24 protein-coding genes are annotated in these 23,342 nt (G+C 59.7%); 14 read left to right on the top strand and 10 right to left on the bottom strand.

The genetic code is table 11. The features are described from left to right. A complete protein-coding gene (locus AAFX04_08695; protein ID MEO1045501.1) occupies window positions 1–492 on the bottom strand; it encodes a hypothetical protein in 492 nt (163 codons plus the stop codon). Continuing rightward, window positions 492–1,136, bottom strand: a complete 645-nt coding sequence (locus AAFX04_08690) for a histidine phosphatase family protein (GenBank protein MEO1045500.1) — start codon at window positions 1,134–1,136, stop codon at window positions 492–494. The genes AAFX04_08695 and AAFX04_08690 overlap by 1 nt, the downstream gene beginning before the upstream one ends. 91 nt (window positions 1,137–1,227) lie before the next feature. Between AAFX04_08690 and rimO the strand changes: the two genes are divergently transcribed. The 7 genes from rimO (at window position 1,228) to AAFX04_08655 (ending at window position 8,588) form a co-directional block, all read left to right on the top strand. Then, window positions 1,228–2,649, top strand: a complete 1,422-nt coding sequence (gene rimO / locus AAFX04_08685; protein ID MEO1045499.1) for a 30S ribosomal protein S12 methylthiotransferase RimO — start codon at window positions 1,228–1,230, stop codon at window positions 2,647–2,649. Between the two features lie 136 nt (window positions 2,650–2,785). Further along, window positions 2,786–4,294, top strand: coding sequence for an NAD(P)/FAD-dependent oxidoreductase (locus tag AAFX04_08680; GenBank protein ID MEO1045498.1), 1,509 nt, complete (start codon window positions 2,786–2,788; stop codon window positions 4,292–4,294). Between the two features lie 85 nt (window positions 4,295–4,379). Then, window positions 4,380–5,774, top strand: a complete 1,395-nt coding sequence (locus AAFX04_08675; GenBank protein MEO1045497.1) for a leucyl aminopeptidase family protein — start codon at window positions 4,380–4,382, stop codon at window positions 5,772–5,774. Window positions 5,775–5,883: 109 nt separating this feature from the next. Continuing rightward, window positions 5,884–6,249, top strand: a complete 366-nt coding sequence (locus tag AAFX04_08670) for a MarR family transcriptional regulator (protein ID MEO1045496.1) — start codon at window positions 5,884–5,886, stop codon at window positions 6,247–6,249. Continuing rightward, window positions 6,218–7,141 carry an NlpC/P60 family protein gene (locus AAFX04_08665; protein ID MEO1045495.1) on the top strand — a complete coding sequence of 308 codons (924 nt, stop codon included), beginning with the start codon at window positions 6,218–6,220 and terminating at the stop codon, window positions 7,139–7,141. The genes AAFX04_08670 and AAFX04_08665 overlap by 32 nt, the downstream gene beginning before the upstream one ends. After that, window positions 7,141–8,085, top strand: coding sequence for an N-acetyl-gamma-glutamyl-phosphate reductase (gene argC / locus AAFX04_08660; protein MEO1045494.1), 945 nt, complete (start codon window positions 7,141–7,143; stop codon window positions 8,083–8,085). The genes AAFX04_08665 and argC overlap by 1 nt, the downstream gene beginning before the upstream one ends. Window positions 8,086–8,171: 86 nt before the next feature. Next, window positions 8,172–8,588 carry a hypothetical protein gene (locus AAFX04_08655; protein ID MEO1045493.1) on the top strand — a complete coding sequence of 139 codons (417 nt, stop codon included), beginning with the start codon at window positions 8,172–8,174 and terminating at the stop codon, window positions 8,586–8,588. 6 nt (window positions 8,589–8,594) lie between these two features. Here AAFX04_08655 and AAFX04_08650 read toward each other — a convergent pair whose 3' ends face one another. The 5 genes from AAFX04_08650 to AAFX04_08630 form a co-directional block, all read right to left on the bottom strand. Beyond that, window positions 8,595–9,149, bottom strand: a complete 555-nt coding sequence (locus AAFX04_08650; protein ID MEO1045492.1) for a TetR family transcriptional regulator — start codon at window positions 9,147–9,149, stop codon at window positions 8,595–8,597. Window positions 9,150–9,205: 56 nt separating this feature from the next. After that, complete coding sequence (locus AAFX04_08645; protein ID MEO1045491.1) at window positions 9,206–9,727, bottom strand: DUF4199 domain-containing protein; 522 nt, start codon at window positions 9,725–9,727, stop codon at window positions 9,206–9,208. Window positions 9,728–9,835: 108 nt separating this feature from the next. Next, entirely contained in the window at window positions 9,836–10,246 is a 411-nt protein-coding gene (locus tag AAFX04_08640) for a response regulator transcription factor (GenBank protein ID MEO1045490.1), read from the bottom strand. 23 nt (window positions 10,247–10,269) lie between these two features. Beyond that, a complete protein-coding gene (locus AAFX04_08635; GenBank protein ID MEO1045489.1) occupies window positions 10,270–11,463 on the bottom strand; it encodes an acyl-CoA dehydrogenase in 1,194 nt (397 codons plus the stop codon). A 27-nt stretch (window positions 11,464–11,490) separates the two neighbouring features. Further along, entirely contained in the window at window positions 11,491–11,922 is a 432-nt protein-coding gene (locus tag AAFX04_08630; GenBank protein ID MEO1045488.1) for a hypothetical protein, read from the bottom strand. 132 nt (window positions 11,923–12,054) lie between these two features. Between AAFX04_08630 and gloB the strand changes: the two genes are divergently transcribed. The 5 genes from gloB (at window position 12,055) to AAFX04_08605 (ending at window position 17,089) form a co-directional block, all read left to right on the top strand. After that, complete coding sequence (gene gloB / locus AAFX04_08625; protein MEO1045487.1) at window positions 12,055–12,819, top strand: hydroxyacylglutathione hydrolase; 765 nt, start codon at window positions 12,055–12,057, stop codon at window positions 12,817–12,819. 5 nt (window positions 12,820–12,824) lie between these two features. Continuing rightward, a complete protein-coding gene (locus AAFX04_08620) occupies window positions 12,825–14,072 on the top strand; it encodes a Gfo/Idh/MocA family oxidoreductase (GenBank protein MEO1045486.1) in 1,248 nt (415 codons plus the stop codon). Then, a complete protein-coding gene (locus AAFX04_08615; GenBank protein ID MEO1045485.1) occupies window positions 14,069–15,796 on the top strand; it encodes a solute:sodium symporter family transporter in 1,728 nt (575 codons plus the stop codon). The genes AAFX04_08620 and AAFX04_08615 overlap by 4 nt, the downstream gene beginning before the upstream one ends. Beyond that, a complete protein-coding gene (locus tag AAFX04_08610) occupies window positions 15,796–16,743 on the top strand; it encodes a TauD/TfdA family dioxygenase (protein MEO1045484.1) in 948 nt (315 codons plus the stop codon). The genes AAFX04_08615 and AAFX04_08610 overlap by 1 nt, the downstream gene beginning before the upstream one ends. Before the next feature lie 130 nt (window positions 16,744–16,873). After that, on the top strand, window positions 16,874–17,089 hold the full coding sequence (locus AAFX04_08605) for a hypothetical protein (GenBank protein MEO1045483.1): 216 nt from the start codon (window positions 16,874–16,876) through the stop codon (window positions 17,087–17,089). 16 nt (window positions 17,090–17,105) lie between these two features. On the opposite strand, the gene AAFX04_08600 is transcribed toward AAFX04_08605, so the two are convergent. Next, window positions 17,106–18,452: an MFS transporter gene (locus tag AAFX04_08600; protein ID MEO1045482.1), complete on the bottom strand. Its 1,347-nt coding sequence runs from the start codon at window positions 18,450–18,452 to the stop codon at window positions 17,106–17,108. 147 nt (window positions 18,453–18,599) lie between these two features. Here AAFX04_08600 and pgsA point away from each other — a divergent pair, with 147 nt between their 5' ends. Beyond that, window positions 18,600–19,208: a CDP-diacylglycerol--glycerol-3-phosphate 3-phosphatidyltransferase gene (gene pgsA / locus AAFX04_08595; GenBank protein ID MEO1045481.1), complete on the top strand. Its 609-nt coding sequence runs from the start codon at window positions 18,600–18,602 to the stop codon at window positions 19,206–19,208. Here the strand turns inward: pgsA and AAFX04_08590 are convergent. Together AAFX04_08590 and rnd are read right to left on the bottom strand one after the other, a co-directional pair. After that, on the bottom strand, window positions 19,205–20,116 hold the full coding sequence (locus AAFX04_08590; GenBank protein MEO1045480.1) for a hydrogen peroxide-inducible genes activator: 912 nt from the start codon (window positions 20,114–20,116) through the stop codon (window positions 19,205–19,207). The two genes, pgsA and AAFX04_08590, sit on opposite strands and share 4 nt — an antisense overlap. Beyond that, a complete protein-coding gene (gene rnd, locus AAFX04_08585; protein ID MEO1045479.1) occupies window positions 20,113–21,342 on the bottom strand; it encodes a ribonuclease D in 1,230 nt (409 codons plus the stop codon). Before rnd ends, AAFX04_08590 begins: the two co-directional genes overlap by 4 nt. Window positions 21,343–21,483: 141 nt before the next feature. Here rnd and aspS point away from each other — a divergent pair, with 141 nt between their 5' ends. Beyond that, window positions 21,484–23,268 carry an aspartate--tRNA ligase gene (aspS, locus tag AAFX04_08580; GenBank protein ID MEO1045478.1) on the top strand — a complete coding sequence of 595 codons (1,785 nt, stop codon included), beginning with the start codon at window positions 21,484–21,486 and terminating at the stop codon, window positions 23,266–23,268. Window positions 23,269–23,342 lie beyond the last annotated feature (74 nt).

Below are 23,342 nucleotides of genomic sequence, written 5' to 3'. Positions count from 1 at the left end.
TCAGCCTGAGGCGCAGGCCAGAGCCGCTGCGTCCATGGCGGTAGCTGCACCGGGCAGGGCATAGCTGTCGACAATACGCCCGCCGCTCTTGCTGCGTGCGCGCAGCGTCATGCTGCGCGCCGACCGCATCGCGGCGATAATTGCGGCATCGCCGGTCTTGTCGCTGGCCCAGGCATCGCCATCGCCACCGGTCAGGGTGAATCGGCGGTTGCCGACACTGAGGCGGATCTCGGTATCTTCGGCAACCGGGCGACTGAGGCGGAAATGCACCTGACCGCGGACTTGGCGTTTTGGCCACCAGCCGATGCTGGCATAGGCGTTGTAGCGGGGGCGGCCGTTAATCTCCTCGGGCTTGGCGATGGCGTAGCAGCGGCTGATATCGGCATCGCGAAACGCACCCCAATTGTCGAACACGCCAAGGCTCTCCTTGGCCATTAACGGCATGGCGATGAAGCCGCTGACCAGCGCCGCTATCATCGGTGCGCGCCGCATCAGGCACGTTCTCCGCCGGTGCCGGTGACCACCATATGCTCTGCGCCACCGACAAAACAGGTGACCGAACCCTGTGGCAGACCCGGGGCAATTGGCGCACCGTTCTTCGGGTCGTCATCGAGTCCCAGCAACACGCCGCGCAGCACTCTGCTGGAAATGCCGTGCATGATGACCAGCTTGTCGCCCGGTTCACTGCCATATTCTTCGACCCAGGCTGTTACGCGCGCGGCGATCGCGGGATAATCCTCGCCATCGGGTGCCGGGGTCAGCAGCCGCGTTTGCATATCGACAATGGGGCCATATTCTTCGCTGACATCGGCATAATAGCGACCGCCCCAGCAACCCATGCCAATTTCCACCAGCCGTGCATCGCGCCGTGCCTGATGCCAGTCCAGCTGTAGATGCTCGGCAATCACCGCCAAGGTCTGCAAGGCGCGTCCGGTTTCCGAGGCCCAGAGGCTAAGGGGCGGTTTTGCGCCCAGTTCCTGCCGTAGCGCAGCGCCCATGCTATCGGCCTGGGCAAAGCCGGCGCGGGTCAGTGGCGTGTGCAGCGTATCGCCCTGCAGCCGTGCTGCGGCGTTGAACACGGTTTCGCCATGACGGGCGATATAGAGACGGCCATTGATGGCGGGGGTGCTGATCATGGGGTCAGCTTAGTGGCGCAGTTGCGCCGGACTGACAAGCCCGCAATGGCGCGTGACAAACCGCCCCGATCAGCGTATTGGCGCGGCGATCATGACACAGGAAACACCCACATTGCCGCGCCCCAGGCGTATCGATGCCCCGCCAAAGGTGGGCATGGTGTCGCTCGGCTGCCCTAAGGCGCTGGTCGATAGCGAGCGGATTCTGACGCGTCTGCGCGCCGATGGCTATGATATGTCGCCCGATTATGCCGGGGCCGATGTGGTGCTGGTCAACACCTGCGGTTTCCTCGACAGCGCCAAGGAAGAGAGCCTGGAGGCGATTGGCGAGGCGATGGCGGAAAATGGCCGGGTGATCGTCACCGGCTGTATGGGCAAAGAGGCGGAGACAATCCGTGCGCGCTTTCCCGATGTCCTCGCCATTACCGGCGCAGCGCAATATGAGGATGTGGTTGGCGCGGTGCATGAAGCAGCGCCACCGGCACGCGGCGAATATATCGACCTGATCCCGCAAGCAGACCCAGACGCGCAGACCAAACATGGCGGGTTGAAGCTGACGCCGCGCCATTATGGCTATCTCAAGATTTCCGAGGGCTGCAATCATCGCTGTTCCTTTTGCATCATCCCGCAATTGCGTGGTGATCTGGTCAGCCGCCGCGTTGATGCGGTGCTGCGCGAGGCGGAAAAGCTGGTTGCGGCAGGCACCAAAGAATTGCTGGTGATCAGTCAGGACACCTCGGCCTATGGTGTCGATACCCGGCATGAGAGCCGCATGTGGAAAGGCCGCGAGACGCGCGCCCACATGACCGATCTGGCACGCGAACTGGGCCAGCTGCGCACTTCCGAGGGCAGGGCGCCCTGGGTGCGGCTGCACTATGTCTATCCCTATCCGCATGTCGACAAGGTCATTCCGCTGATGGCCGAGGGTCTGTTGACGCCCTATCTCGACATTCCGTTCCAGCACGCCGCGCCAGCGGTGCTGAAGCGTATGAAGCGCCCGGCCAATGAGGCCAAGGTTCTGGAACGGGTCAAAAAATGGCGCGATATCTGTCCCGATCTCACCATCCGCTCGACCTTTGTCGTCGGCTTTCCCGGCGAGACCGAGGAGGATTTTCAATATCTGCTCGACTGGCTCGACGAAGCCCAGCTCGACCGCGTTGGCGGCTTCCGCTTTGAACCGGTCGAAGGCGCCGCGGCCAATGCGCTCGACAATCCGGTGCCGGAAGAGATGAAGGAAGAACGCTATCAACGGCTGATGGCAAAAACCGCCGCAATCAGCGCCGCCAAATTGCAGGCCAAAGTCGGTCGCACCCTGCCGGTGATCATCGATGAAGTCGGCGAGCCGGACGAGGATGGCGCGATTGGTGCAACTGGCCGCTCACAATCTGACGCGCCGGGCATTGATGGCGAAGTCTTCCTGCGCGATGTGTCAGCGGATCTTACCATTGGCGATATTATCGATGTGCAAATCGAGGACGCCGATGCGCATGACCTATATGGCGTGCCGGTTGTATGAATCACACTATCTGCTAGCATCGCCGCTTAATCGCCCGGTTAAACGATTGCATAGATGATCGCAGCAGGGTATATTGACATTAATGTTAATAAGTGCGGTCCGTGATGTGGCGGGTCGGATGATGCGGAGAGTGAGAATGGCCGAACAAATCGTCGATGTTCTGATCGCGGGGGCCGGGATTTCCGGCATCGGCATGGCGGTGCATCTCAAGCAGCAATGCCCGGGCCGCAGCTTTGCGATGATCGAGCAGCGCGAGGATCTGGGCGGCACCTGGAACCTGTTCCAGTACCCCGGCATCCGCTCGGACAGCGACATGCATACTCTGGGTTTCGAGTTTGAGCCGTGGCGCGAGCAGAAGGCGATTGCCGATGGTCCGTCGATCCTGAACTATCTGCACCGCATCACCGACAAGCACTCGCTGCGCCCGCACATGCATTTCGGCCACAAAATCCTCTCGGCCAGCTGGTCGAGTGAGGAAGCGCTGTGGACACTGACCATAGAAACATCGGATGGCGCGCAAAAGCGGATGCAGGGCCGGTTCCTGTTCATGGGCACCGGCTATTATGATTATGATCAGGGCTATGATCCGGTGTTCGAAGGACGTGAGGATTTCGAAGGCCAGATTGTCCACCCGCAATTCTGGCCCAAGGATCTGGACTATAGCGGCAAAAAGGTGGTGATCATCGGTTCTGGCGCCACCGCAGTGACTCTGGTTCCAAACATGGCCGATACCGCTGGCCATGTGACCATGCTGCAGCGCACGCCGACCTGGTATGCGGTGCGCCCGGCCAAGGATGCGATTGCCAATTTCCTGCGCGCCATCATGCCCGATCAATGGGCCTATAACATCATCCGCAAACGCAATGTCTGGTTGCAGAACTGGTTCTTCAACCGCGCCAAATCCAAACCCGATACGGTTGCCAAAAACCTGATGAAGAATGTGAAAAAGTCGCTGGGCCGTGAACCCGACGCGACGACATTCACGCCGCCCTATAATCCCTGGGACCAGCGCTTGTGTCTGGTGCCTGATGGCGACATGTTCGTCGCCATGCGTGAGGGCAGGGCAAGCATTGTCACCGATCATATTGAGCGCTTCACCAAGACTGGTATCCAGCTCAAATCGGGCGAGCATCTCGATGCCGATATCATCGTCACCGCCACCGGGCTGAAACTGGCTATGGCGGGCAAGGTGGCGTTCAACATCGATGGACAGGCCACCGATTTCACCGACCGCTTCTATTATAAGGGCTGCATGTTCTCCAATGTGCCCAATATGGCGATCGTGTTCGGTTATCTGAACGCATCATGGACGCTCAAGGTGGATATTGTCGCCAATTATGTCTGCCGTATCCTCAACAGAATGCAGCAACAGGGCGCAGCCATTGTTATGCCGCAGCTCGACAATCCGGATGCACTGCCCGAGGAACAGGAGCTGTTTGGCGGCTTCTCTTCGGGTTATGTCCAGCGCGCCAGCAGTATCCTGCCCAAACAGGGCGCGGACATGCCATGGCGACTGACTCAGGACTATCTGTTCGAGCGCAATGTGCTGCTCAATGATCCGCTTGAAGACGGGGTGCTGACCTTCAGCGCGGCCGGGGCTGTGGAACGCCCCGAGGCCGAGCCTATAGCCGAAGCAGCGGAATAGGGATTTACCGTCCTGCTTGCTTTGCAGCGGGCAGAAATGGAAATTACACTTTTGCGTCAGCGACAAAACGCACTATCTGTCAGACATGATAGATTTTTCCCATTTGATCGCCGCTGATACCGGCCAGTCAGCTACCCCGATAACCTGCCTTACCGCCAGTCAGTTCGATGGCTGGCTGCGGCAGCAATCGGATGCTGTCCGTGCTTTCGTCAAGGCGTCCGGTTTTGCCGCCAAACCCCATGAATATGTGCTGGCGCCCGACGGCAATGGTGAGACGCTGCGCGTGGTTGCCGGCGTTGCCGATAGCGAGGCGCTGGCGGTCTGGTCGCTGGCGAGACTGGCTGACATCCTGCCAGAGGGGTATTATCGCCTCGATGACGAGGTGACGCCGGGGCAGGCGGTGATCGGCTGGTGCCTCGCCCAGCATCGCTTCGATCGCTACCTTTCCAATGGCAGCGCCACTGACAAGGGGCCGCGCATTTTGTTGACCGACAAGCTGCCCGATTCCGAAGCCCGCCTTGCCGAGGCGGGTGCGACGGCACTGGTGCGTGATATGGTCAACACTCCGGCCGAGGATATGGGGCCGGCCGAGCTGGAGCGGCTCGCCGAAAAGGCCGCCAAGGCGTACGATGCCGAGCTGACCGTGACGCGCGGGGATGCGCTGGAGCAAGGTTATCCGATGATCCATGCGGTTGGCCGGGCCGCCAGTCGCCAGCATGCCCCCCGGCTGATCGAACTCCGCTGGGGCAGCGAGGATCATCCGCGCCTTGCCATTGTCGGCAAGGGCGTTTGCTTCGACAGCGGCGGGCTGGATATCAAGACCGCAATTGGCATGCGGCTGATGAAGAAGGATATGGGCGGCGCGGCGCATGCGTTGGCGCTGGCGCATCTGGTGATGGTGGCAAAACTGCCGGTGCGGATGCACATGCTGATCCCGGCGGTGGAGAATGGCATTGCTGCTGGCGCCTTTCGCCCGGGTGACATCCTCACCAGCCGCAAGGGCGACAGTGTCGAGATCGGCAATACCGATGCCGAGGGACGGCTGGTACTGGGCGATGCGCTGACAAAGGCGGGTGAAGACACGCCTGAGCTGGTCATCGACTTTGCCACACTTACGGGCGCGGCGCGGATTGCCCTCGGCCCCGATCTGCCGGCGATGTTCTGTGACAATGATGATGTTGCCGGGGCGCTGCACAAAGCCGGATGCGCTGTCGGCGATCCACTATGGCGGCTGCCGCTCTGGGATGATTATGGCGACATGCTCAAAAGCCCGGTGGCCGATGTCAACAATAGTGGCGGTGCTTTTGCCGGGTCGATTACGGCGGCGCTTTTTCTCAAGCGCTTTGCCCCGGACAATGTTGACTGGGTGCATTTCGACACCTTTGCCTGGCGGCCGACGGCGAGGCCGGGTCAGGCTGTGGGCGGAGAGGCATTGGGGCTGCGTGCCAGCTGGCACTATCTGCAACAGCGTTTTGGCTGACCTCCTTACTTTGCGGGCAGAATTTATTACTACCATGTAACCATTTCGTTCATCGCTCCGAACCCTGTTGTGAACGGCCATGGCTGGCCTTGAAGCAACTCAGTTTGGAATGATGATGACATTGACGATACAATGGATGCAGGGACTGATCAGCTATGTGCGGGCGTCCGAACCTGATCTTACCAATCGCCAACTCGCGGTACTGATGCTGGTGCATTACCAGCAGGGACCGCATACGGTCCGTGGCCTGGCCAAGCGGCTTAATGTTTCCAAGCCGGTGATCACGCGGGCACTGGACAAACTTGCCAATCTCGGCTTTCTGGCACGGCAGCCCGACGAGACTGATGGTCGGAATGTGTTTATTGTCGCCACCGATGCCGGAGCGCGTTTCCTTGAGAAGTTCGAAGACTATTTCGACAGGGACGATAGCGAGCGTCCCTCCCTTGTCACAGGCGACTGGGCTATTCGGCACTGAGTCTGGCGGCATCCGGCGGTTTCGCCTGAGCGGTCCGGCGCCGCGTCATGATATCCGCATCACCCCGGCCCGGGGTGATCTGGCCGATATCCGCCTCGCCGGAAAAGTATTCGCCTCCTCCTATGTCGCAGCTATACCCTATCATTGCGTAGCAGCTTTAACGACCTTGCACCGCGCGCCATCGGATATCGCCGAAGCGGTGTCGCAGTTGCGGCTGGGCGATGGTTTTGCAGTGCTCGAAATTGCCGGTGGCTGGTGCTGGGGTTATTGCCTTGACGATGGCTATTGCGGCTATGTCCGCGCGTCGTCGCTGGCGCGGGACACGATTGCGGCAACGCACCGGGTGACTGCGCGTTCGACCCTGATCTTTGCTGAAGCCGATTTCAAATCACCGATTGTCATGCGACCGGCCATGGGTACGAGCCTTGTCATTTCCGAAGAACAGGGCCATTTCAGCTGTTGCGGCCAGGGCTATGTACCGACCGGCCATATCGGTCGCATTGACGATTCCGCCAGAACCGGGGCAGAGGCCATTGCCGACATGGCCGAAAGGCTGATCGGGGCGCCTTATGTCTGGGGCGGACGCAGCGGTGACGGGCTCGACTGCTCGGGACTGGTGCAGCTGGTATTGGCGCTTGGCGGTATCGCTGCGCCGCGCGACAGCGACCAGCAGCAAGAAGCGCTGGGCATAGAGATCGACCCCGCCATGGCTCTGCAGCGCAATGATTTGGTATTTTTTCCGCATCATGTCGGTATCATGGTGGATGCGCATCTTCTGGTGCATGCCAATAGCGATGCCATGTGCGTGTCGGTAGAGCCGCTCGACAATGTGGTGGCGCGGCTCTCGTCACGGGGGCACGAACAAGCGATAACCGCAAGGAAACGATTGTAATGAGTTTGACGGTTTTCATCGACGGCGCTGCTGGTACTACTGGCCTGAAAATCCGCGAGCGGCTTGAGCAGCATGATGCCCTGTCGCTTCTCAGTCTCAGTGATCAGGACCGGCGCAACCCGGACCGACGGCGCGACATTCTCAACGCTGCCGATATTGCGATATTGTGCCTGCCGGATGATGCGGCGCGTGAGGCCGTGGCGATGGTCGAAGGCGGGACCACCAGGATCATCGATGCGTCCAGCGCGCATCGCACCGATAAGGATTGGGTCTATGGCTTTGCCGAGCTCGATCCGCAGCAGTTCGACGCCATATCCGGCGCGCGTTTCGTCTCCAATCCGGGCTGTTATCCGACCGGTTTCGTGGCGTTGGTCGCACCTCTTGTAGATGCCGGGCTGGTGCCTGCGGATTATCCGTTCACCGTACATGCGGTCTCCGGCTATTCGGGCGGCGGCAAGGCGCTGATCGGTCGCATGGAGGAAGATGAACCGGATATCGCCTGGCGCGGCTATGGGCTGGATATGATGCACAAGCATCTGCCCGAAATGACGCTGCATGCCGGCTTGGCGCATGCGCCGATTTTCTCGCCCGCCGTTGTCCATGCCTATCGCGGCATGGCGGTTGAGGTGCCGCTGCATATTGGTGGCACATCGGATGTCGCCGGGGCCGATGCCCTGCATGAACGGCTGGCAGAGCATTATGCGCACGCACCACTGGTTACGGTCCGTCCGCTGGTCAACGACGGCGCACCCGAAGAGTTGCTGATCCGCACCGGCACCCTTGGCGATGACAGACTGAAACTCTCTGTTTTCAGCCGTGCCGATGGCCGTCAGGCGCGCCTGTTCGCGATGCTCGACAATCTCGGCAAAGGCGCCAGCGGCGCAGCGGTTCAAAACCTCAACATCATGGCAGGCCTGGATCCGGTGACCGGTCTGCGGTTGTGAGTCACAGCAGCAATATCTGCCGATTCCGTTTTATGTAGCGGGCGCTACATTTTTCTGTTAGACGATTCTTCGATCAGGAGACCGTCATGACTCACGCTACCATCCCAACTGCCCCACGCCTTGCTGCCAGACAGCTTCTCATCTGCATTCTTATGGGCATTGCCCTGTGGTTTTTCGCAGCGCTGTTGCTGCGCATGCTGGGGCAGGCGGAACTGCTCAGTAAAGGCAATATGGCGCTGCTCTATGCGCTGGTAATTCCCGGGACCATACCCTTTGTCTATCTCATCCGCCTGGTTGCCCGGCTGCATCCGGGGCAGCTTGGCCCTGGTCTTGCCGTGGCGACCGCTGCGGCGGCTTTATGCGATGGCATGGCGCTGATCTGGTTTCCCGGCCTCTATGGGGCGACGACAGAGATTATCGCGTTTTCGGGTGCCAGTATATTATGGGGTGCAGGGGTTGCGATTGCGCTGGGCTTCTTGCTGGATCGGCCTCCTTCGGCCTGATAGCGATCAGCCGAGTGCGTCCTTCCCGACCTGTTCCAGTCCAAGCGCCTTGAGCAGCACCTGACCCTCGATCATCACCAGCAACCGACACGCTGCCTTGTGCCGTGTCTCTTCATCAGCCCCGGCCAGGCGTTCCTTGCCCCATAAAAGAAACTTCTCACCGAGCCTCTTGCCAACAATATGGGCATTGGCATCGCCATGGGCACCTTCGCTGGCGAGAGCGATCCAGATACGCATGAACGGCCATGCCAGATCGCTGGAAAGCAGCGGCATCAACGCCGCCAGCAGGGCATCCGGGGGCATCGGTTCGCTGTCGGCAATGGCGTCCAGCATCGCCACCATGCGATCAGCCACCCGCTCCAATATCGCTGCCATCAGGGCATCCTTGTCGGGGAAATAATAGAGCAGCATCCGGTCGCTGGTGCCTGCGGCCTTTGCCAGTGGTCTGAGACTGGCTGCGGTCAGGCCATTTTGCAGAACAAAGTCGGCCATGGCGTCGACCATGGCCTCGACTTTTGCGCTGCGCTTCGGCGATGCTGCTGATGCGTTTTCCTGTGTCACTCGCCCTTGCCTAGCAGAGACTGGCGCCTGCGCACAGCATCAGCAGCATCGCATCATCACTGCGCTGGCAAAACCTTGCTGTTGCGGAGCACGGCCGCAGAAACCAGCGCCACCAGCGCCGCAATCGGGAAGATTTCGGTAAAGCTGATCGGCATGCGATAGACCGGGTTGCTGTAAAGCTCCGATGCATCGCTCATCTCCTTTCGGAAGGCAGCGATTTCCTGAGCCGATGCGCCCGCAGATTCGCGCTTGGCAATCTCGCTCTGCATATAGTCACCGAAAAACGCATAATCGGTCTGCCACAGGAAGAACTCCCAGCCGATGACATAAACAAGGCCAGCGACCACAGCCATGCCAAGGCCGAGCTGAAACGCGGTCCAGAAGCGGATGACGCCGCCCTGCTCATTGTCGCGATAGCGTTTCACGCCGATAAAGATCAGGCTCAGCGCGACCAGCATGATGGTATAGCCGACAAGCTCGCTGCCGCCGCCTTCACCACCGAACACTATGCCCAGCGCAATGCTGGTAATTGTGAGCGCGCCTGCAATCGCGCCATAGATAAGGATGTTGCGTGTCATGATCGTGTCTCCCATGTGTTCACCCGTGTCTGGATGCTCCATGGCTAAGCAGGCTCGGTGCACCAATCCTATCGCCCAAAAGGGTGATTTGGCCAGAATCACCTGTCTTTATGGGAGAATTCGCAGCTCGCGCGCCTTGCTGATCGCCTGGGTGCGGCGGGTGACCTCCAGCTTTGTAAACAGGTTGGTGATGTGGGTTTTCACCGTGTTCGGAGAGATATCGAGGCAGCGCGCAATCTCTTTGTTGGTATACCCTTCGCCGAGAAGCGCAAGCACATCATATTCACGCGCGCTGATGCCCAATGCGGCCATCGCCTTGTCATTGCGGGCAAAGTCCTGTGCTTTGCTCCGGGTGAGTCGCAGGCCAACCCACAGCCCGACAAAGGCGAAAGCAAAGGCGATGATGACAATATAGGCCGATCCGGACAGTGCCTGCACGGTATAGCGATATTCCAGCCATTGCAGCGCCAATGCGCCCAAAGCCAGCACCAAACCATAAATGACTATGGATCGGAGCATCGGCCTTCGCATCGTCTGCTCCGTCAGAAGAACGCCTGTATCCCGGTCTGGGCCCGGCCGAGGATCAGCGCATGGACATCATGCGCGCCCTCATAGGTGTTGACCGTCTCCAGATTCACCATGTGGCGCATCACCTGATATTCTTCGGAGATACCGTTGCCGCCGTGCATATCGCGGGCCATACGCGCAATATCCAGTGCTTTGCCGCAATTATTGCGTTTGACGATGGAGATCATTTCCGGCGCGAACCGGCCCTCTTCCATCAGTCGCCCGACGCGCAGCGAACCCTGCAGGCCGAGTGCAATATCTGTCTGCATGTCGGCAAGCTTCTTCTGATAGAGCTGGGTTGCCGCCAGCGGCTTGCCGAACTGCTTGCGGTCGAGCCCATATTGCCGTGCTGCATGCCAGCAAAACTCCGCTGCACCCATCGCGCCCCAGCCAATGCCGTAACGGGCGCGGTTGAGGCATCCGAACGGGCCTTTCAGTCCAGAGACTTCGGGCAGCAGTGCATCTTCGCCGACTTCGACTTCATCCATCTGGATCATACCGGTGGTCGAGGCGCGCAGGCTCAGCTTACCCTTGATTTTGGGTGCGTTGAGGCCCTTCATGCCCTTTTCGAGAATGAAACCGCGAATGGCCCCGTCATGCGCGTCGGACTTGGCCCATATGACAAAGACATCGGCAAAGGGAGAATTGGAAATCCACGTCTTGGCACCGGAGATCACATAGCCATTGCCGGTTTTTTTTGCCCGGGTCTTCATTCCCGCCGGGTCTGATCCGGCATCGGGTTCGGTGAGGCCAAAGCAGCCGATCAGTTCGCCCGAAGTCAGGCCGGGGAGATATTTCTGCCGCTGTTCCTCGGAACCATAGGCATTGATCGGATGGATCACCAGCGACGACTGGACCGACATCATCGAGCGATAGCCGCTGTCGACGCGCTCGACTTCGCGCGCGATCAGACCATAGGCGACATAGGATGCACCGGCACCGCCATATTTCTCCGCCAGCGTCGCGCCGAGCAGGCCGGCCTTACCCATCATCGGGAAAAGTTCGGGTGCGTCGGTTTCTTCGCGATAAGCGTCGATCACGCGTGGTTGCAGGACATCCTGAGCAAAGCCGCGTGCCGTGTCGCGGATCATCCGCTCGTCTTCGGTCAGCTGGTCCTCGAGCAGGAACGGATCATCCCAGGAAAAGGATATGAAATTTTCGTGAGCCATGCGCTCCCCATATGGCGGATGGCGCGGTTACTCAACAGCGCGATTGTCGCTAAGTGGCAAATCCGTGCTTTCATCTATCTCCAAGACTGCCTGTTGCGGCTGTGTGCCATAACCATAGCCCATGCCGACCAGCGTGCTGAGAATGGCGAAGCTGGCAAAATGCAGCAGAAAGGGCGACCAGATTTTCAGAATTTCGCCATAGCCCATTTCGCGCTGTTCGCGCGGCAATGCGGGATCGCGCTGCAGCATGGTCTGCCCATAGACCATGGCCTGGCGTACGAAGAACAGGATAATCAGGCACCAGCTCCCGACCACACCGGCATAGAAAAGCCCGTCCTGTTGCCAATAGAGGCTAGCCACCAGAGCGCCCTGGAACAGGACCGACAGGATGATCAGTTTCACCAATGGCTGGGTCAGCGTCCAGCGACCGAAACGCAGAAGCAGGGCAGTCATGTCCATGGCCATGATCCTATAACGGGGAAGTGTTATCGGCAAATGCTTGCTGGCCATAGGGCTGATGTCTTGCGCGTATCGGCGCAGATGCTAAGCACGGAAGGCTTATTTGCCCCTGAAACCCTGAGGAGCCGCCAGATGCCGCTTCATGTCCATCAATTTCCTTGTCTCAGCGATAATTACGGTTTTTTGCTGCATGATGATATGAGCGGTGAGACCGCCGCCATCGATACGCCCGATGCCGATGAATATCTCAAACAGGCAGAGAATAAGGGCTGGCGCATCAGCCATATCTGGAACACCCATTGGCATCCTGACCATGCCGGTGGCAATCAGGCAATAAAGGATGCCACCGGCTGCACCATCATCGCGCCCAGAGGCGATGGTGCGCGCATTCCGGTCTATGATCATCAGGTTGATCCGGGCGACACAGTAAAGCTGGGCGATCATGAGGCGCATGTGATGGATGTGTCGGGCCATACGCTCGGCCATATCGCCTATCATCTGCCCGATAGCGAGATTGCCTTTGTCGGCGACAGCATCTTCGCGCTGGGTTGTGGACGGATGTTCGAGGGCACGCCCGAGATGATGTGGTCGACCATGTTGCGGCTGCGCGACCTGCCCGACAACACCACGCTCTATTGCGCGCATGAGTATAGCCAGGCCAATGCCCGCTTCGCGACGCATATCGACCCGGACAATACCGCACTTGAGGACTATTCTGCGCATATTGATGCCCTGCGTGCCGAGAATAAACCGACCGTGCCGACAACGGTGGCACGTGAACTGGATACCAATCCATTTCTGCGCGCCGATGTTGCGGCGATGCAGGCGCATATGGGGCATGAAGGCGATGCCGTCGCCACCTTTGCTGCGATCCGCAGCGCCAAGGACAATTTCTGATATCCATGGCTGCCCGGAATGATGATGGATTGCGGTTGCGGCAATTTACTGCCAGCCGCGAATGGGATTTTGTCGCCGAAGAGGATCGCTATCTCTCGCGAACAGAGGAACCGCGCTACCGCTTCGCGCTGATCGGCTGCGGCGCAATGGGGCTGGAGCATCTGCGAGTCACCGCGCTGGAAGGGCGCGCCCGTGTCATCGGGCTACATGACCCGCATGAGCCCAGCCTCGCCGCAGCGCAACGGCTGCATGACAGCCTTGGCGAAGAAACAGCGCTAGCCGTCTATGACAGCCCCGAGGCGGCAGCGAATGACCCCGCTGTCGATCTGGTGATCATCGCCACGCCCAATCACAGCCATTGGCCGGTGTTGCAGCAGGTGCTGCCTGCCGGCAAACCGGTGCTGTTGGAAAAGCCGATGGCGACGACACTCGACGATGCGCTGGCGATGCTGCGCGCGGCGGAATGCCATCAGGAACCGTTTCTGCTCGGGCTGCAATATCGCTACAAAGCGCTCTATGCTGAGGCTCTGGACCGGCTCGCTGACCCGATCACTATCGGCAATCTCAAAACGCTGCATATCGCCGAATATCGTCCACCCTTTCTCGACAAGGTGGGGCAGTGGAATAAATTCAACCACAGTTCGGGGGGGACACTGGTCGAGAAATGCTGCCATTATTTCGACCTGATGCATCGCATCACCGCAGCGCCGCCCGAGCGGGTCTTTGCCAGTGGATCGCAGGCGGTGAATTTCCGCGATTTCGCCCGCGATGGCCATGCCGGTGACATGATCGACAATGCCGATGTGCTGATCGACTATGCCAATGGGGTGCGCGGCGGCTTCACCCTCAATATGCTCACCGCCGATTTTCGCGAGGAGCTGGTGGTCACAGGCGATAGCGGCCAGTTACGCGGTGGTGAGCATGCCGATCCCAATGGTGATGACCGGTTTCGCAACCATATCACCATCGTCCAGGGCGATGCCGGGCGGCGGGTGGATATCCAGCCCGGCTATCCGCGCTGGATAGAACAAAGCGGCCATGGCGGTGCGAGCTGGCATCTGCACCGTCGGCTGATTGACGCACTCGATGGCAAGGCCACCAACCTGGCTACGGCGCGCGAGGGTTTCTGGGCGTTTTTGGTCGGTGCCGCGGCGCAACAGAGCATTGCCAGCGGAGAGCCGGTGGAAATTGCCGCGATGCTTGCTGCGGCAGGAGTGGCGATTGACGATGTCGCCTTCCCGGTCGCCCCATGACATCTGACAATCTCTGGACCCTGTTCGGTGCCGCGGCGATCATGGCGATGGTTGCATGGCTGTCCTGGCTCAAGACCCGTGGCACTGCCGGCGACCGCGATGGCTATTTCCTTGCCGGGCGGGGCCTCACCGGTATCTTTATCGGCGGCTCGATGCTGCTCACCAACCTGTCGGCGGAACAGCTGATCGGGCTCAACGGCTCAGCCTATGCCTTCAACATGTCGGCTATGGCATGGGAGGTCACCGCCGGCTTTGCGATCATCATCATGGCGCTGGTGTTCCTGCCGCGCTATCTTGCTGGCGGCTATACCACCCTGCCGGAGTTCCTCAGCAGCCGCTTTGATGAAGGGGTGCGGCGCTATACCGTGGTGTTGTTCCTCTTGGGCTATGGTCTGGTGACTATCCCCTCTGTGCTCTATTCGGGTGCGTTGGCCGTGCTGGGCCTGTTCGATGTCGAGACGATGACTGGCCTTGGGCAGACCGGCAGCCTGATCAGCGTCATCCTCGTCATTGGCATAGTCGGTGGTGCCTATGCTGTTTTTGGCGGACTGAAAGCGGTGGCGGTGTCGGATACGATAAACGGTATCGGGCTGCTGATCATCGGCTTTCTTGTGCCGCTATTCGGGCTGATCGCATTGGGCGAGGGCAGTATTGCCAGCGGCATGGAAACGGTTTTCACTACCGAGACGCAGAAACTCAACGCCATTGGCAGCAATGCCGATCCGACACCGTTTCTGACGCTGTTCACAGGCATGATCTTCGCCACTTTGTTCTACTGGGGCACCAACCAATATGTCATCCAGCGCACCCTGGGGGCCAAGTCGCTGGCGGAGGGGCAGAAGGGCGTGCTGTTCACCGGCTTTCTCAAATTGCTGGTACCGGCGATGATGCTGCTGCCGGGGATCATCGCCTTTCATCTTTATGGTCCGGATATTGGCGGGCTGGACAAGGCTTATCCGCGATTGGTGGCCGATGTGCTACCCGGCTGGCTGTCGGGTTTCTTCCTGGCGGTGTTGCTGGGCGCGGTGTTCAGTTCGTTCAATTCGCTCCTCAACAGCGCCGCGACGCTATTCGCGCTTGATATCTATGCCCCGATGCGCGGCGGGAAAGTTGATGATGCGACACTGGTCAGGACCGCGAAAATCGCCAGCCTGGTAATCGCGCTGGCCAGCTTTGTCGCTGCGCCGTTCCTGCAAAATGCGCAGGAAGGCCTTTGGCAGATCATCAGGATTTTCAGCGGTTTCTACAATATCCCAGTGATCGCTATCGTGCTGGCCGGGCTGTTCCTCCGCAACGTGCCGCCGTGGAGTGCAAAGGCTGTGATCCTGTTCCATGTCGCTGCCTATGGCGCGCTGCGGTTCATTCCGGCGCTCGATACCGGCCTCAATTTCGTGCATCTCTATGCGATACTGTTTGTCGTCGAGATCGGCTTTATGGCCGCATTGTCGGAAGGCCTGGGCAGTGGTGCGACAGGTGATGACGACAGGGTGCATCCGGTCGACCTGACCCCATGGCGCTATGCCGGTCCGGTCTCGATCATATTGGTGGCGGCGATCATCGCGATCTACTTGCTATTCTCACCCATAGGCCTGGTCGGTGGCCTGAGCGATATATTCTGGCCAGCATTGGCGGCGGTGACAGTCCTGGCGGGATTGGCCATTATGTTCGAACGCCGCCGCTGGGCGCGCAAATATCGCGGCCATTATCGGGAGAATATCGGCTAATGGACAACTTCCCTTCCATCATCACCGCCCATGGTCACGCTCCCGATACTGGTGATCCGCACGGCTTGTGGCAAGCCATCAGCGCCAATGTCGAACAGCAGCTGGCGCAGACCGGCGCGGTGCTGCTGCGTGGTTTCGGTTTTGCTGACGCCCATGATTTCGACGCCCTTATTGCAGCCACGGGCTGGCCCGGCTTCACCTATGCCGAGTCGCTTTCAAATGCGGTCCGCGTCAATGTCACCGAACGGGTGTTCACCGCCAATGAAGCACCGCCGCATGTCGAGATCCACCTGCACCATGAGATGGCGCAGACGCCGATCTATCCGTCGCGGCTTCTGTTCTTCTGCGAGACCGCACCCGATAAAGGCGGGGCGACACCGCTCTGCCGCTCGGACATGTTGTTTGCCCGGATAAGCGAAACGCTGCCCGGCTTCGCCGAAAAGTGCCAGCGGCTGGGTGTGCGCTATACCAATATCATGCCGGGGCGTGATGATGCCGCGAGCGGGCAGGGACGCAGCTGGGCCAGCACGCTGAGCGTTGCCAACCGCGAACAGGCCGAGGCCAAGCTGAGAGTGCTGGGCTATGACTGGCACTGGCGCGATGCGGACATCGGGTCAGAGCCTGCCTTGCGCGTAACCACATCGGCCATGCCGGCCATCCGCGTGCTTGATGATGGCAGTATCAGCTTTTTCAACCAGCTAATTGCTGCCTGGGCCGGATGGGCCGATACCCCCGGAGATGAACCCCCCAAGCTGAGCTTTGGTGATGGCAGTCCCCTTGATGATGAGGATATGGCAAAGGTCGCCGACATGGCCGAGACCGTCACCGCTGATTGCGCGTGGCAGCAGGGCGATATCGCGATTCTCGACAATTATCGGGTGATGCATGGTCGCCGGCCTTTTGCCGGCGAAAGGCGGGTGCTGGCCGCGCTGATCGGATCGGCCTGAAGCCGCCCCGGATTTATGCACAGGAAATGTTTTCATGGTATCCGCGCCAGCTGTGCCAAAGCGATACGAACCGGATGTTAACCATCTTGCGCACTGGCGCAGAGTGTGAAGAAAGTCTTAAACATGCAGCATGAGACAGCGCAGTGGCAATGCCGCACGATTCCCGACAGAACGCGTTGACAGCCGCGACAGGGGCCATCCCTTTCGGGCTGGATTGCCGCTGTCTGCACTGATCGTCGAGCCCGATCCCGAGGCTGCGGTGGCGAGCAGTCGGGCCGAGGATGCGCGGCTGTTCTTCCTCAGCTTTGCGACGTTTTTCCTCGCGATTTCCGCCTTTATCTGGTGATCGCCGAGGCCGCACCTTAACCCGCAGTCTTGTCCATCCGCTCGGCATCGTGAAACTCATCATCAGGTCCCAGCGGCTCATCACAGGCCTTATGCAACAGCCAGCCAAGCCAGGCGGCGACCAGACACATTGCGGCAACAAGCAGGAACTGGTCGAGCGTTGAAATCCCGAGGAAGCTGAGGCCTGCGGCCATCGCAGCGCCGGCGACCATGCAGCCGGAATTGACAACATTGTTGGCGGCGATGGTACGTGCGGTACGGCTGATGTCGACGGTGGTGGTCAGAAACGCATAGAGCGGCACCACAAACATCCCGCCGGTGATGGCTACCCCTGCCAGTATCGCCAGCAACAGCCAGGCGCCATCATGGTTGATAAAGGTGCCGAAGGTGTAGAGATCATCACCGTCAAGACCGTCCCAGCCGCCTGCAAAGATGTAGAGCAGGATGACAAAGCCCCCCATCAGGATCACACTCATCGGCGCATAACGGGCGGAGACCTCACTTTTGAGCAGCCGGTTGATCAGCACCGATCCCACTGCGATACCGATCGAGAATACACCGAGGAACAGGCTGGCGACTTCAGGCGCGGCAGTGAGCACATTTTTCACCAGCGGCGGGAACTGGATCACCAGCACCGCACCAATGGTCCAGAAAAAGCTGATCGCGACAATGGCGAGATACAGTCTGCGGATATGCAGCGTGTCGCTGATCAGCCGCCAGGATGAACGGAAGATGTTGAAATCGATCTTCTCACGCTCCTTTTGCGGCGGTGCATCGGGCACGAAACGGCTGGAGACCCAGCCGATAACGGCAACAATCAGCACCAGTATCGCCGCCAGTTCGACGCCATTGCCCGCACGGTCGATGATGATACCGCCCAAAATGGTACCCGCAAGAATGGCGATATAGGTGCCGGCCTCGACCAGCCCGGTCCCGGCGAGGACCTCATCCTTTTCCAGATGCTGGGGCAGGATGGCATATTTGATCGGCCCGAAAAATGTCGACTGCAGCCCCAGCAGGAACAGCGCGATATACATGATGCTGACGAGTCCGAAATAGAGGCCGACCGCGCCGGTAATCGCCAGCCCGATCTCGGCTGTTTTGACATGTCGGATGATCATCGCCTTGTCGAAATTGTCCGCCAGCTGCCCGGCCAGCGCGGAAAACAGGAAGAAGGGCAGGATGAACACCAGAGACGCAACGGCGTTGAACACGAACTCCTGCTGGGGATCCTTCAGCACCGCATAGGTCACCAGGATGACCATCGAGAATTTGAACAGATTATCGTTGAACGCACCCAGCAACTGGGTGATGAAAAGCGGGGAAAACCTTCTCTTGCCAAGAAGGGGAAGTGCTGATGACATGCTCTGGAGATGCCCGGTTGTTGGTCCCTGAACGCCTGCTGTAGCCAATCATGCCGCCGAGTCCAACCGGTGATTGACAACCGGTGCAGGACACAGCCTGCCAAGAGGTTTCCTTTTTCGCGAAACTGTGTCTATGGACGCAACACCATGCTGACCCTGCCCAACCTGTTGACGCTGTCGCGCATCGTCACCGTGCCGTTCCTCGTGGCGCTTTTATGGTGGCCGGACTGGCAGCTGGGCTATCTTCTCGGCTTTGGCCTCTACTGCCTGATGGGCATCACCGATTATTTCGATGGCTATCTGGCGCGGGCGCAAGGCGCGGTATCGAAGCTGGGCGTGTTTCTCGACCCGATTGCCGACAAGATCATGGTCGCGGCGGTGATCCTGATCCTGACGGCACAGGGTTTCCTGCGCGGGCCTTATGTTGGCGACCTGCATGTGGTCGCGGGGCTGGTGATCCTGATCCGCGAAATTACCGTATCGGGTTTGCGCGAATTTCTCGGCGGCATTCAGGTGTCGGTGCCGGTGACCAAATTGGCGAAGTGGAAAACGACGTTTCAGCTAATTGCACTGGGCGCGCTGATCCTGGGGGGCGCTGTTCATGGCCAGCCTTGCCAGACCCTGGGTCCAGAATGCGCAACGCTGACAGAAAGCTGGGTGCATGTTGTCGGCCTTGCGAGCTTGTGGGTCGCGGCGGTGCTGACCATGATCACCGGCTGGGACTATCTGCGCGTTGGTTTAAAGCATATGGATTAGGGCGCTGTCTGCCATCCGCGCCGCAAGATATCCGCAAGCATTTTGAATTCTTCTTCGCGCGGGCTGTTCTTGCGCCAGGCAAGGGTGATGTCGCGCGATGCCTGGGAGGATTTGAGCGGCCGGGTGACGATGCTGGTGCCGGTGAGTATCTCGCTGTGCAGCGCCATATCGGGCAGCAGCGTCAGGCCTAGGCCGTTATCGACCATCTGCACCAGTGTGTGCAGCGAGGTGCCGATCATGGTGGCGCTGGCGCTCAGCTCCGGGCGGTTGCAGGCGGCAAGCACATGGTCTTTGAGGCAATGGCCGTCCTCGAGCAGCAGCAGCCGGGTCTCGTCGAGCAGCGTAGGGTCGATGCTGGTCGGCGGGTCGCGCGGATCATCCTTGGGGAAGGCAACATGGAAACTGTCGCTGAACAGCGTTTCCATTGCCACTTCGCCACAGGCAAAGGGCATGGCGAACAATATGCAATCGACCTGGCCGTGATGCAGCGAGTCGCAGGCGGCGGTGCTGACCTCTTCGCGCAGATAGAGTTTGAGCTCGGGCTTTTCCTGGCGCAGGCGCGGCAACAGCTGCGGCAGCAGGAACGGCGCGATGGTGGGGATGACGCTCATCCGTAGCTCGCCTGTCAGCGGCTGGCCCGAGGATTTGGCCAGTTCGGCCAGCTCCTCCGCCTCACGCAGCAACCGGTGGGCCCGTTCAACCACCTGATTGCCCAGCGGCGTGAAGCGAACAACGCGGCGGGTGCGTTCGACCAGGGTGCAGCCTAGCAGCGATTCCAGCTCGCGCAGACCTGCCGATAGTGTCGACTGGGTGACGAAACAGCTCTCCGCCGCCTTGCCGAAATGGCCATGCTCCTTGAGCGCGACGAGATATTGCAGCTGTTTGAGCGTCGGCAGAAACCCGCTCATAGAGGTATATTCTCTACCGCTGGTTGCTTCACGGCGCTATTGGCTTCGGCGCTCTCCGGCGTCTCGGTGCGGGTCATCTTCAGCCGGTTGTCGACTATGGTGAAGGCGAGGCGGCCCTCGACCAGATCAAGCGCGTCATGGCCGAATTCCTCATAGCGCCAGCCGGTAAGTATCTCGAGCCCGTCGCGCTCGCCCGCAGCCAGCTTTTCAAGTTCGTCGGCCCGGGCGATCAGCCGCGCCGCGACGTTCATCTCGCGGGCGCGGATTTTGAGCAGCAGCTTCAGCAGGTCGGTGACCAGCGCGCCTTCCTTGCCGAGACCGGGCCCACGACGACCGCGCGGTGGCATTTCCTCGGCAGGCAGCGGTTCTGCCTGCTCCAGCACCGCCATAAGTCGCGCGCCAATATCATTGTTTTTCCAGCTTTTCGAAAGACCGCGTATCCGCGACAGATCATCCTGCTGCTTTGGCGGGTGCGCGGCAATATCGCCCAGTGTCTCATCCTTGACGATGCGACCGCGCGGCAGGTTCTTGTCCCGCGCTTCGGTCTCGCGCCATGCGGCCAGTGCCTTCAACCGGCCGAGCACATGCTTGTTGCGGCCCTGCGCCTTGACCCGCCGCCACATGGTGTCGACATCCAGATCATATTGCGCCGGGTCGCCGATCTTTTCCATCTCATGGTTGAGCCAGGCACCGCGCCCGGTATCGCGCAGCTTGTCCAGCATTTTCGGGAAGATGGCGGACAAATGGGTGACATCGCCAATGGCATAGTCGATCTGCCGCGCATCGAGAGGGCGGCGCGACCAGTCGGTGAAGCGCGCGCCCTTGTCGACCTTCACGCCGAGCCAGTTATCGACCAGATTGGCATAGCCGATCTGCTCTGCCTGCCCCAGGGCCATTGCCGCAATCTGGGTGTCGAACAGCGGTGCCGGGGTCTTGCCGGTCATGTTGAAAATGATCTCGATATCCTGACCGCCGGCATGGAACACCTTGAGGACGTCCATATTGTCGGTGATCAGGTCGAGCAGCGGCGACAGGTCGATATCATCAGCCATAGGGTCGATGGCGGCGGCTTCCTTGCCATCGGAGATCTGCACCAGGCACAGTTCGGGCCAATAGGTGTTTTCGCGCATGAATTCGGTATCGACGGCGACGAAATCCGCCTGTGCCAGCCGGGCGCACAGATCGGCGAGCGTGGCGCTGTCGTTAATCAATGGATGAATTTTCATGAAATTGCTCTTAAAGCTGCCGACGCGGCTTGACAAATGATTGTCTCATCTGTGTTAGGCGCTGCAAACATATTACGGCGCGATCTGCAGATGTCATCCCACAAGGCTGCCGCGTCCACTATATTTAGTCAGGATTTTACAATGCACAGCTATCGCACGCACCATTGTTCTGCGCTCCGCAAGGACCAGGTCGGGGAGAAGGTCCGTCTTTCAGGCTGGATTCATCGTACCCGCGATCATGGCGGTGTGCTGTTTGTCGATCTGCGTGACCATTATGGCATCACCCAGATTGTTGCGGATACCGACAATCCGTGCTTCGCGGCGCTTGACCGGCTGCGCAGCGAGAGCGTTGTCACCGTGACCGGCGAGGTGCTGGCGCGCTCCGATGAGACGGTAAACCCCAATCTGCCGACCGGCGAGATCGAGGTGGTGGCGCGCGAGGTCGTGGTGCAGTCGGCGGCAGAAGAGCTACCGATGCCGGTGGCGGGCGAGGCTGATTATCCCGAAGATATCCGCCTGCGCTATCGTTTTCTCGATCTGCGCCGCGAGCAGATGCATGCCAATATCATGCTGCGCTCGGCGGTTATCGCATCGTTGCGCCAACGCATGGTGGGGCAGGGCTTCACCGAGTTTCAGACGCCGATCCTGACCGCATCGTCGCCTGAGGGCGCGCGCGACTATCTGGTGCCCAGCCGGGTACATCCGGGCAAATTCTACGCGCTGCCCCAAGCCCCGCAAATGTTCAAGCAGCTGCTGATGGTCGCGGGTTTTGACCGCTATTTCCAGATCGCGCCCTGCTTTCGCGATGAGGATGCGCGCGCCGACCGTTCGCCGGGCGAGTTTTATCAGCTCGACCTGGAGATGAGCTTTGTTACCCAGAAAGATGTGTTCAATGCGCTCGAGCCGGTGCTGGCGGGCGTGTTCGAGGAATTTGCCAATGGCAAGTCGGTAACGCCTGCGGGCGAATTCCCGCGTATTCCGTACAAGGAAGCGATGTTGAAATATGGCTCGGACAAGCCCGATCTGAGAAATCCGATCGAGATTGTCGATGTCACCGAGCATTTCAAAGGCTCCGGTTTCGGCCTGTTCGACAAGATCACTGCTGGCGGCGGTGTCGTCCGCGCCATTCCGGCACCGGGCGCGGGCGCAAACAGCCGCAAATTCTTCGATGATATGAACAACTGGGCGCGGGGTGAAGGTTTTGCCGGGCTTGGCTATATCAATATCAAGGAAGGTGTACCGGGCGGGCCGATTGCCAAGAATCATGGCGAGGAAGGCACGGCCAGGCTGCTCGAGGAACTGGGTCTGGGCGGCAATGACGGTGTGTTCTTCGCCGCCGGTAAGGAAAGCGATGCCGCCAAGTTGGCCGGTGCGGCGCGCACCCGGATTGGCGAGCAGCTCGACCTGATCGAACAGGGCTGCTTCAAATTCTGCTGGATCGTCGATTTCCCGATGTTCGAATATGATGAGGACACGAAAACAATCGATTTCAGCCACAACCCTTTCTCGATGCCGCAGGGCGAGATGGAGGCGCTGGAAAATCAGGACCCGCTGGATGTTCTTGCCTGGCAATATGACATTGTCTGCAATGGGGTGGAGCTGTCCTCGGGGGCCATTCGTAACCACCGGCCCGATATCATGTACAAGGCGTTTGAAATTGCCGGCTACAGCAAGGATGATGTCGACCGTGAGTTTGCCGGCATGATCAACGCCTTCAAATATGGCGCGCCGCCCCATGGTGGTTCGGCACCGGGTGTCGACCGCATGGTGATGCTGCTCGCCGATGAAGCCAATTTGCGCGAAGTGGTGCTGTTCCCGATGAACCAGAAGGCCGAAGACCTCATGATGGGTGCGCCGGGTCATGTCGACCTGAAACAGCTGCGCGAGCTGCATATCCGCGTGGTCGAGCCGCCAAAGCAGGGCTGATGGTTCGCGGTCCGGCCTGCGATTATGTTGGCAATTGTCCATTAAAGCGCTGGCAAGAAGGCTGTGCTATGCCC

Source organism: Pseudomonadota bacterium (assembly GCA_039818985.1).
Classification (GTDB): domain Bacteria; phylum Pseudomonadota; class Alphaproteobacteria; order Sphingomonadales; family Sphingomonadaceae; genus Alterisphingorhabdus.
The sequence above is the reverse complement of the archived record's forward strand: the minus strand, read 5'-3'. Positions and strand labels throughout refer to the sequence as shown.

Excerpts from the sequence above, each read along its gene's own strand:
- pgsA (MEO1045481.1), top strand. The coding sequence starts at position 18,600 with ATGCTGACCCTGCCCAACCTGTTGACGCTGTCGCGCATCGTCACCGTG.
- rimO (MEO1045499.1), top strand. The coding sequence starts at position 1,228 with ATGACACAGGAAACACCCACATTGCCGCGCCCCAGGCGTATCGATGCC.
- AAFX04_08675 (MEO1045497.1), top strand. The coding sequence starts at position 4,380 with ATGATAGATTTTTCCCATTTGATCGCCGCTGATACCGGCCAGTCAGCT.
- AAFX04_08605 (MEO1045483.1), top strand. The coding sequence starts at position 16,874 with ATGAGACAGCGCAGTGGCAATGCCGCACGATTCCCGACAGAACGCGTT.
- AAFX04_08670 (MEO1045496.1), top strand. The coding sequence starts at position 5,884 with ATGATGATGACATTGACGATACAATGGATGCAGGGACTGATCAGCTAT.
- AAFX04_08655 (MEO1045493.1), top strand. The coding sequence starts at position 8,172 with ATGACTCACGCTACCATCCCAACTGCCCCACGCCTTGCTGCCAGACAG.
- AAFX04_08615 (MEO1045485.1), top strand. The coding sequence starts at position 14,069 with ATGACATCTGACAATCTCTGGACCCTGTTCGGTGCCGCGGCGATCATG.
- rnd (MEO1045479.1), bottom strand. The coding sequence starts at position 21,342 with ATGAAAATTCATCCATTGATTAACGACAGCGCCACGCTCGCCGATCTG.
- aspS (MEO1045478.1), top strand. The coding sequence starts at position 21,484 with ATGCACAGCTATCGCACGCACCATTGTTCTGCGCTCCGCAAGGACCAG.
- AAFX04_08590 (MEO1045480.1), bottom strand. The coding sequence starts at position 20,116 with ATGAGCGGGTTTCTGCCGACGCTCAAACAGCTGCAATATCTCGTCGCG.
- AAFX04_08600 (MEO1045482.1), bottom strand. The coding sequence starts at position 18,452 with ATGTCATCAGCACTTCCCCTTCTTGGCAAGAGAAGGTTTTCCCCGCTT.
- AAFX04_08645 (MEO1045491.1), bottom strand. The coding sequence starts at position 9,727 with ATGACACGCAACATCCTTATCTATGGCGCGATTGCAGGCGCGCTCACA.
- AAFX04_08640 (MEO1045490.1), bottom strand. The coding sequence starts at position 10,246 with ATGCTCCGATCCATAGTCATTTATGGTTTGGTGCTGGCTTTGGGCGCA.
- AAFX04_08690 (MEO1045500.1), bottom strand. The coding sequence starts at position 1,136 with ATGATCAGCACCCCCGCCATCAATGGCCGTCTCTATATCGCCCGTCAT.
- AAFX04_08620 (MEO1045486.1), top strand. The coding sequence starts at position 12,825 with ATGGCTGCCCGGAATGATGATGGATTGCGGTTGCGGCAATTTACTGCC.
- AAFX04_08630 (MEO1045488.1), bottom strand. The coding sequence starts at position 11,922 with ATGGACATGACTGCCCTGCTTCTGCGTTTCGGTCGCTGGACGCTGACC.
- AAFX04_08680 (MEO1045498.1), top strand. The coding sequence starts at position 2,786 with ATGGCCGAACAAATCGTCGATGTTCTGATCGCGGGGGCCGGGATTTCC.
- AAFX04_08635 (MEO1045489.1), bottom strand. The coding sequence starts at position 11,463 with ATGGCTCACGAAAATTTCATATCCTTTTCCTGGGATGATCCGTTCCTG.
- AAFX04_08695 (MEO1045501.1), bottom strand. The coding sequence starts at position 492 with ATGCGGCGCGCACCGATGATAGCGGCGCTGGTCAGCGGCTTCATCGCC.
- AAFX04_08610 (MEO1045484.1), top strand. The coding sequence starts at position 15,796 with ATGGACAACTTCCCTTCCATCATCACCGCCCATGGTCACGCTCCCGAT.
- argC (MEO1045494.1), top strand. The coding sequence starts at position 7,141 with ATGAGTTTGACGGTTTTCATCGACGGCGCTGCTGGTACTACTGGCCTG.
- gloB (MEO1045487.1), top strand. The coding sequence starts at position 12,055 with ATGCCGCTTCATGTCCATCAATTTCCTTGTCTCAGCGATAATTACGGT.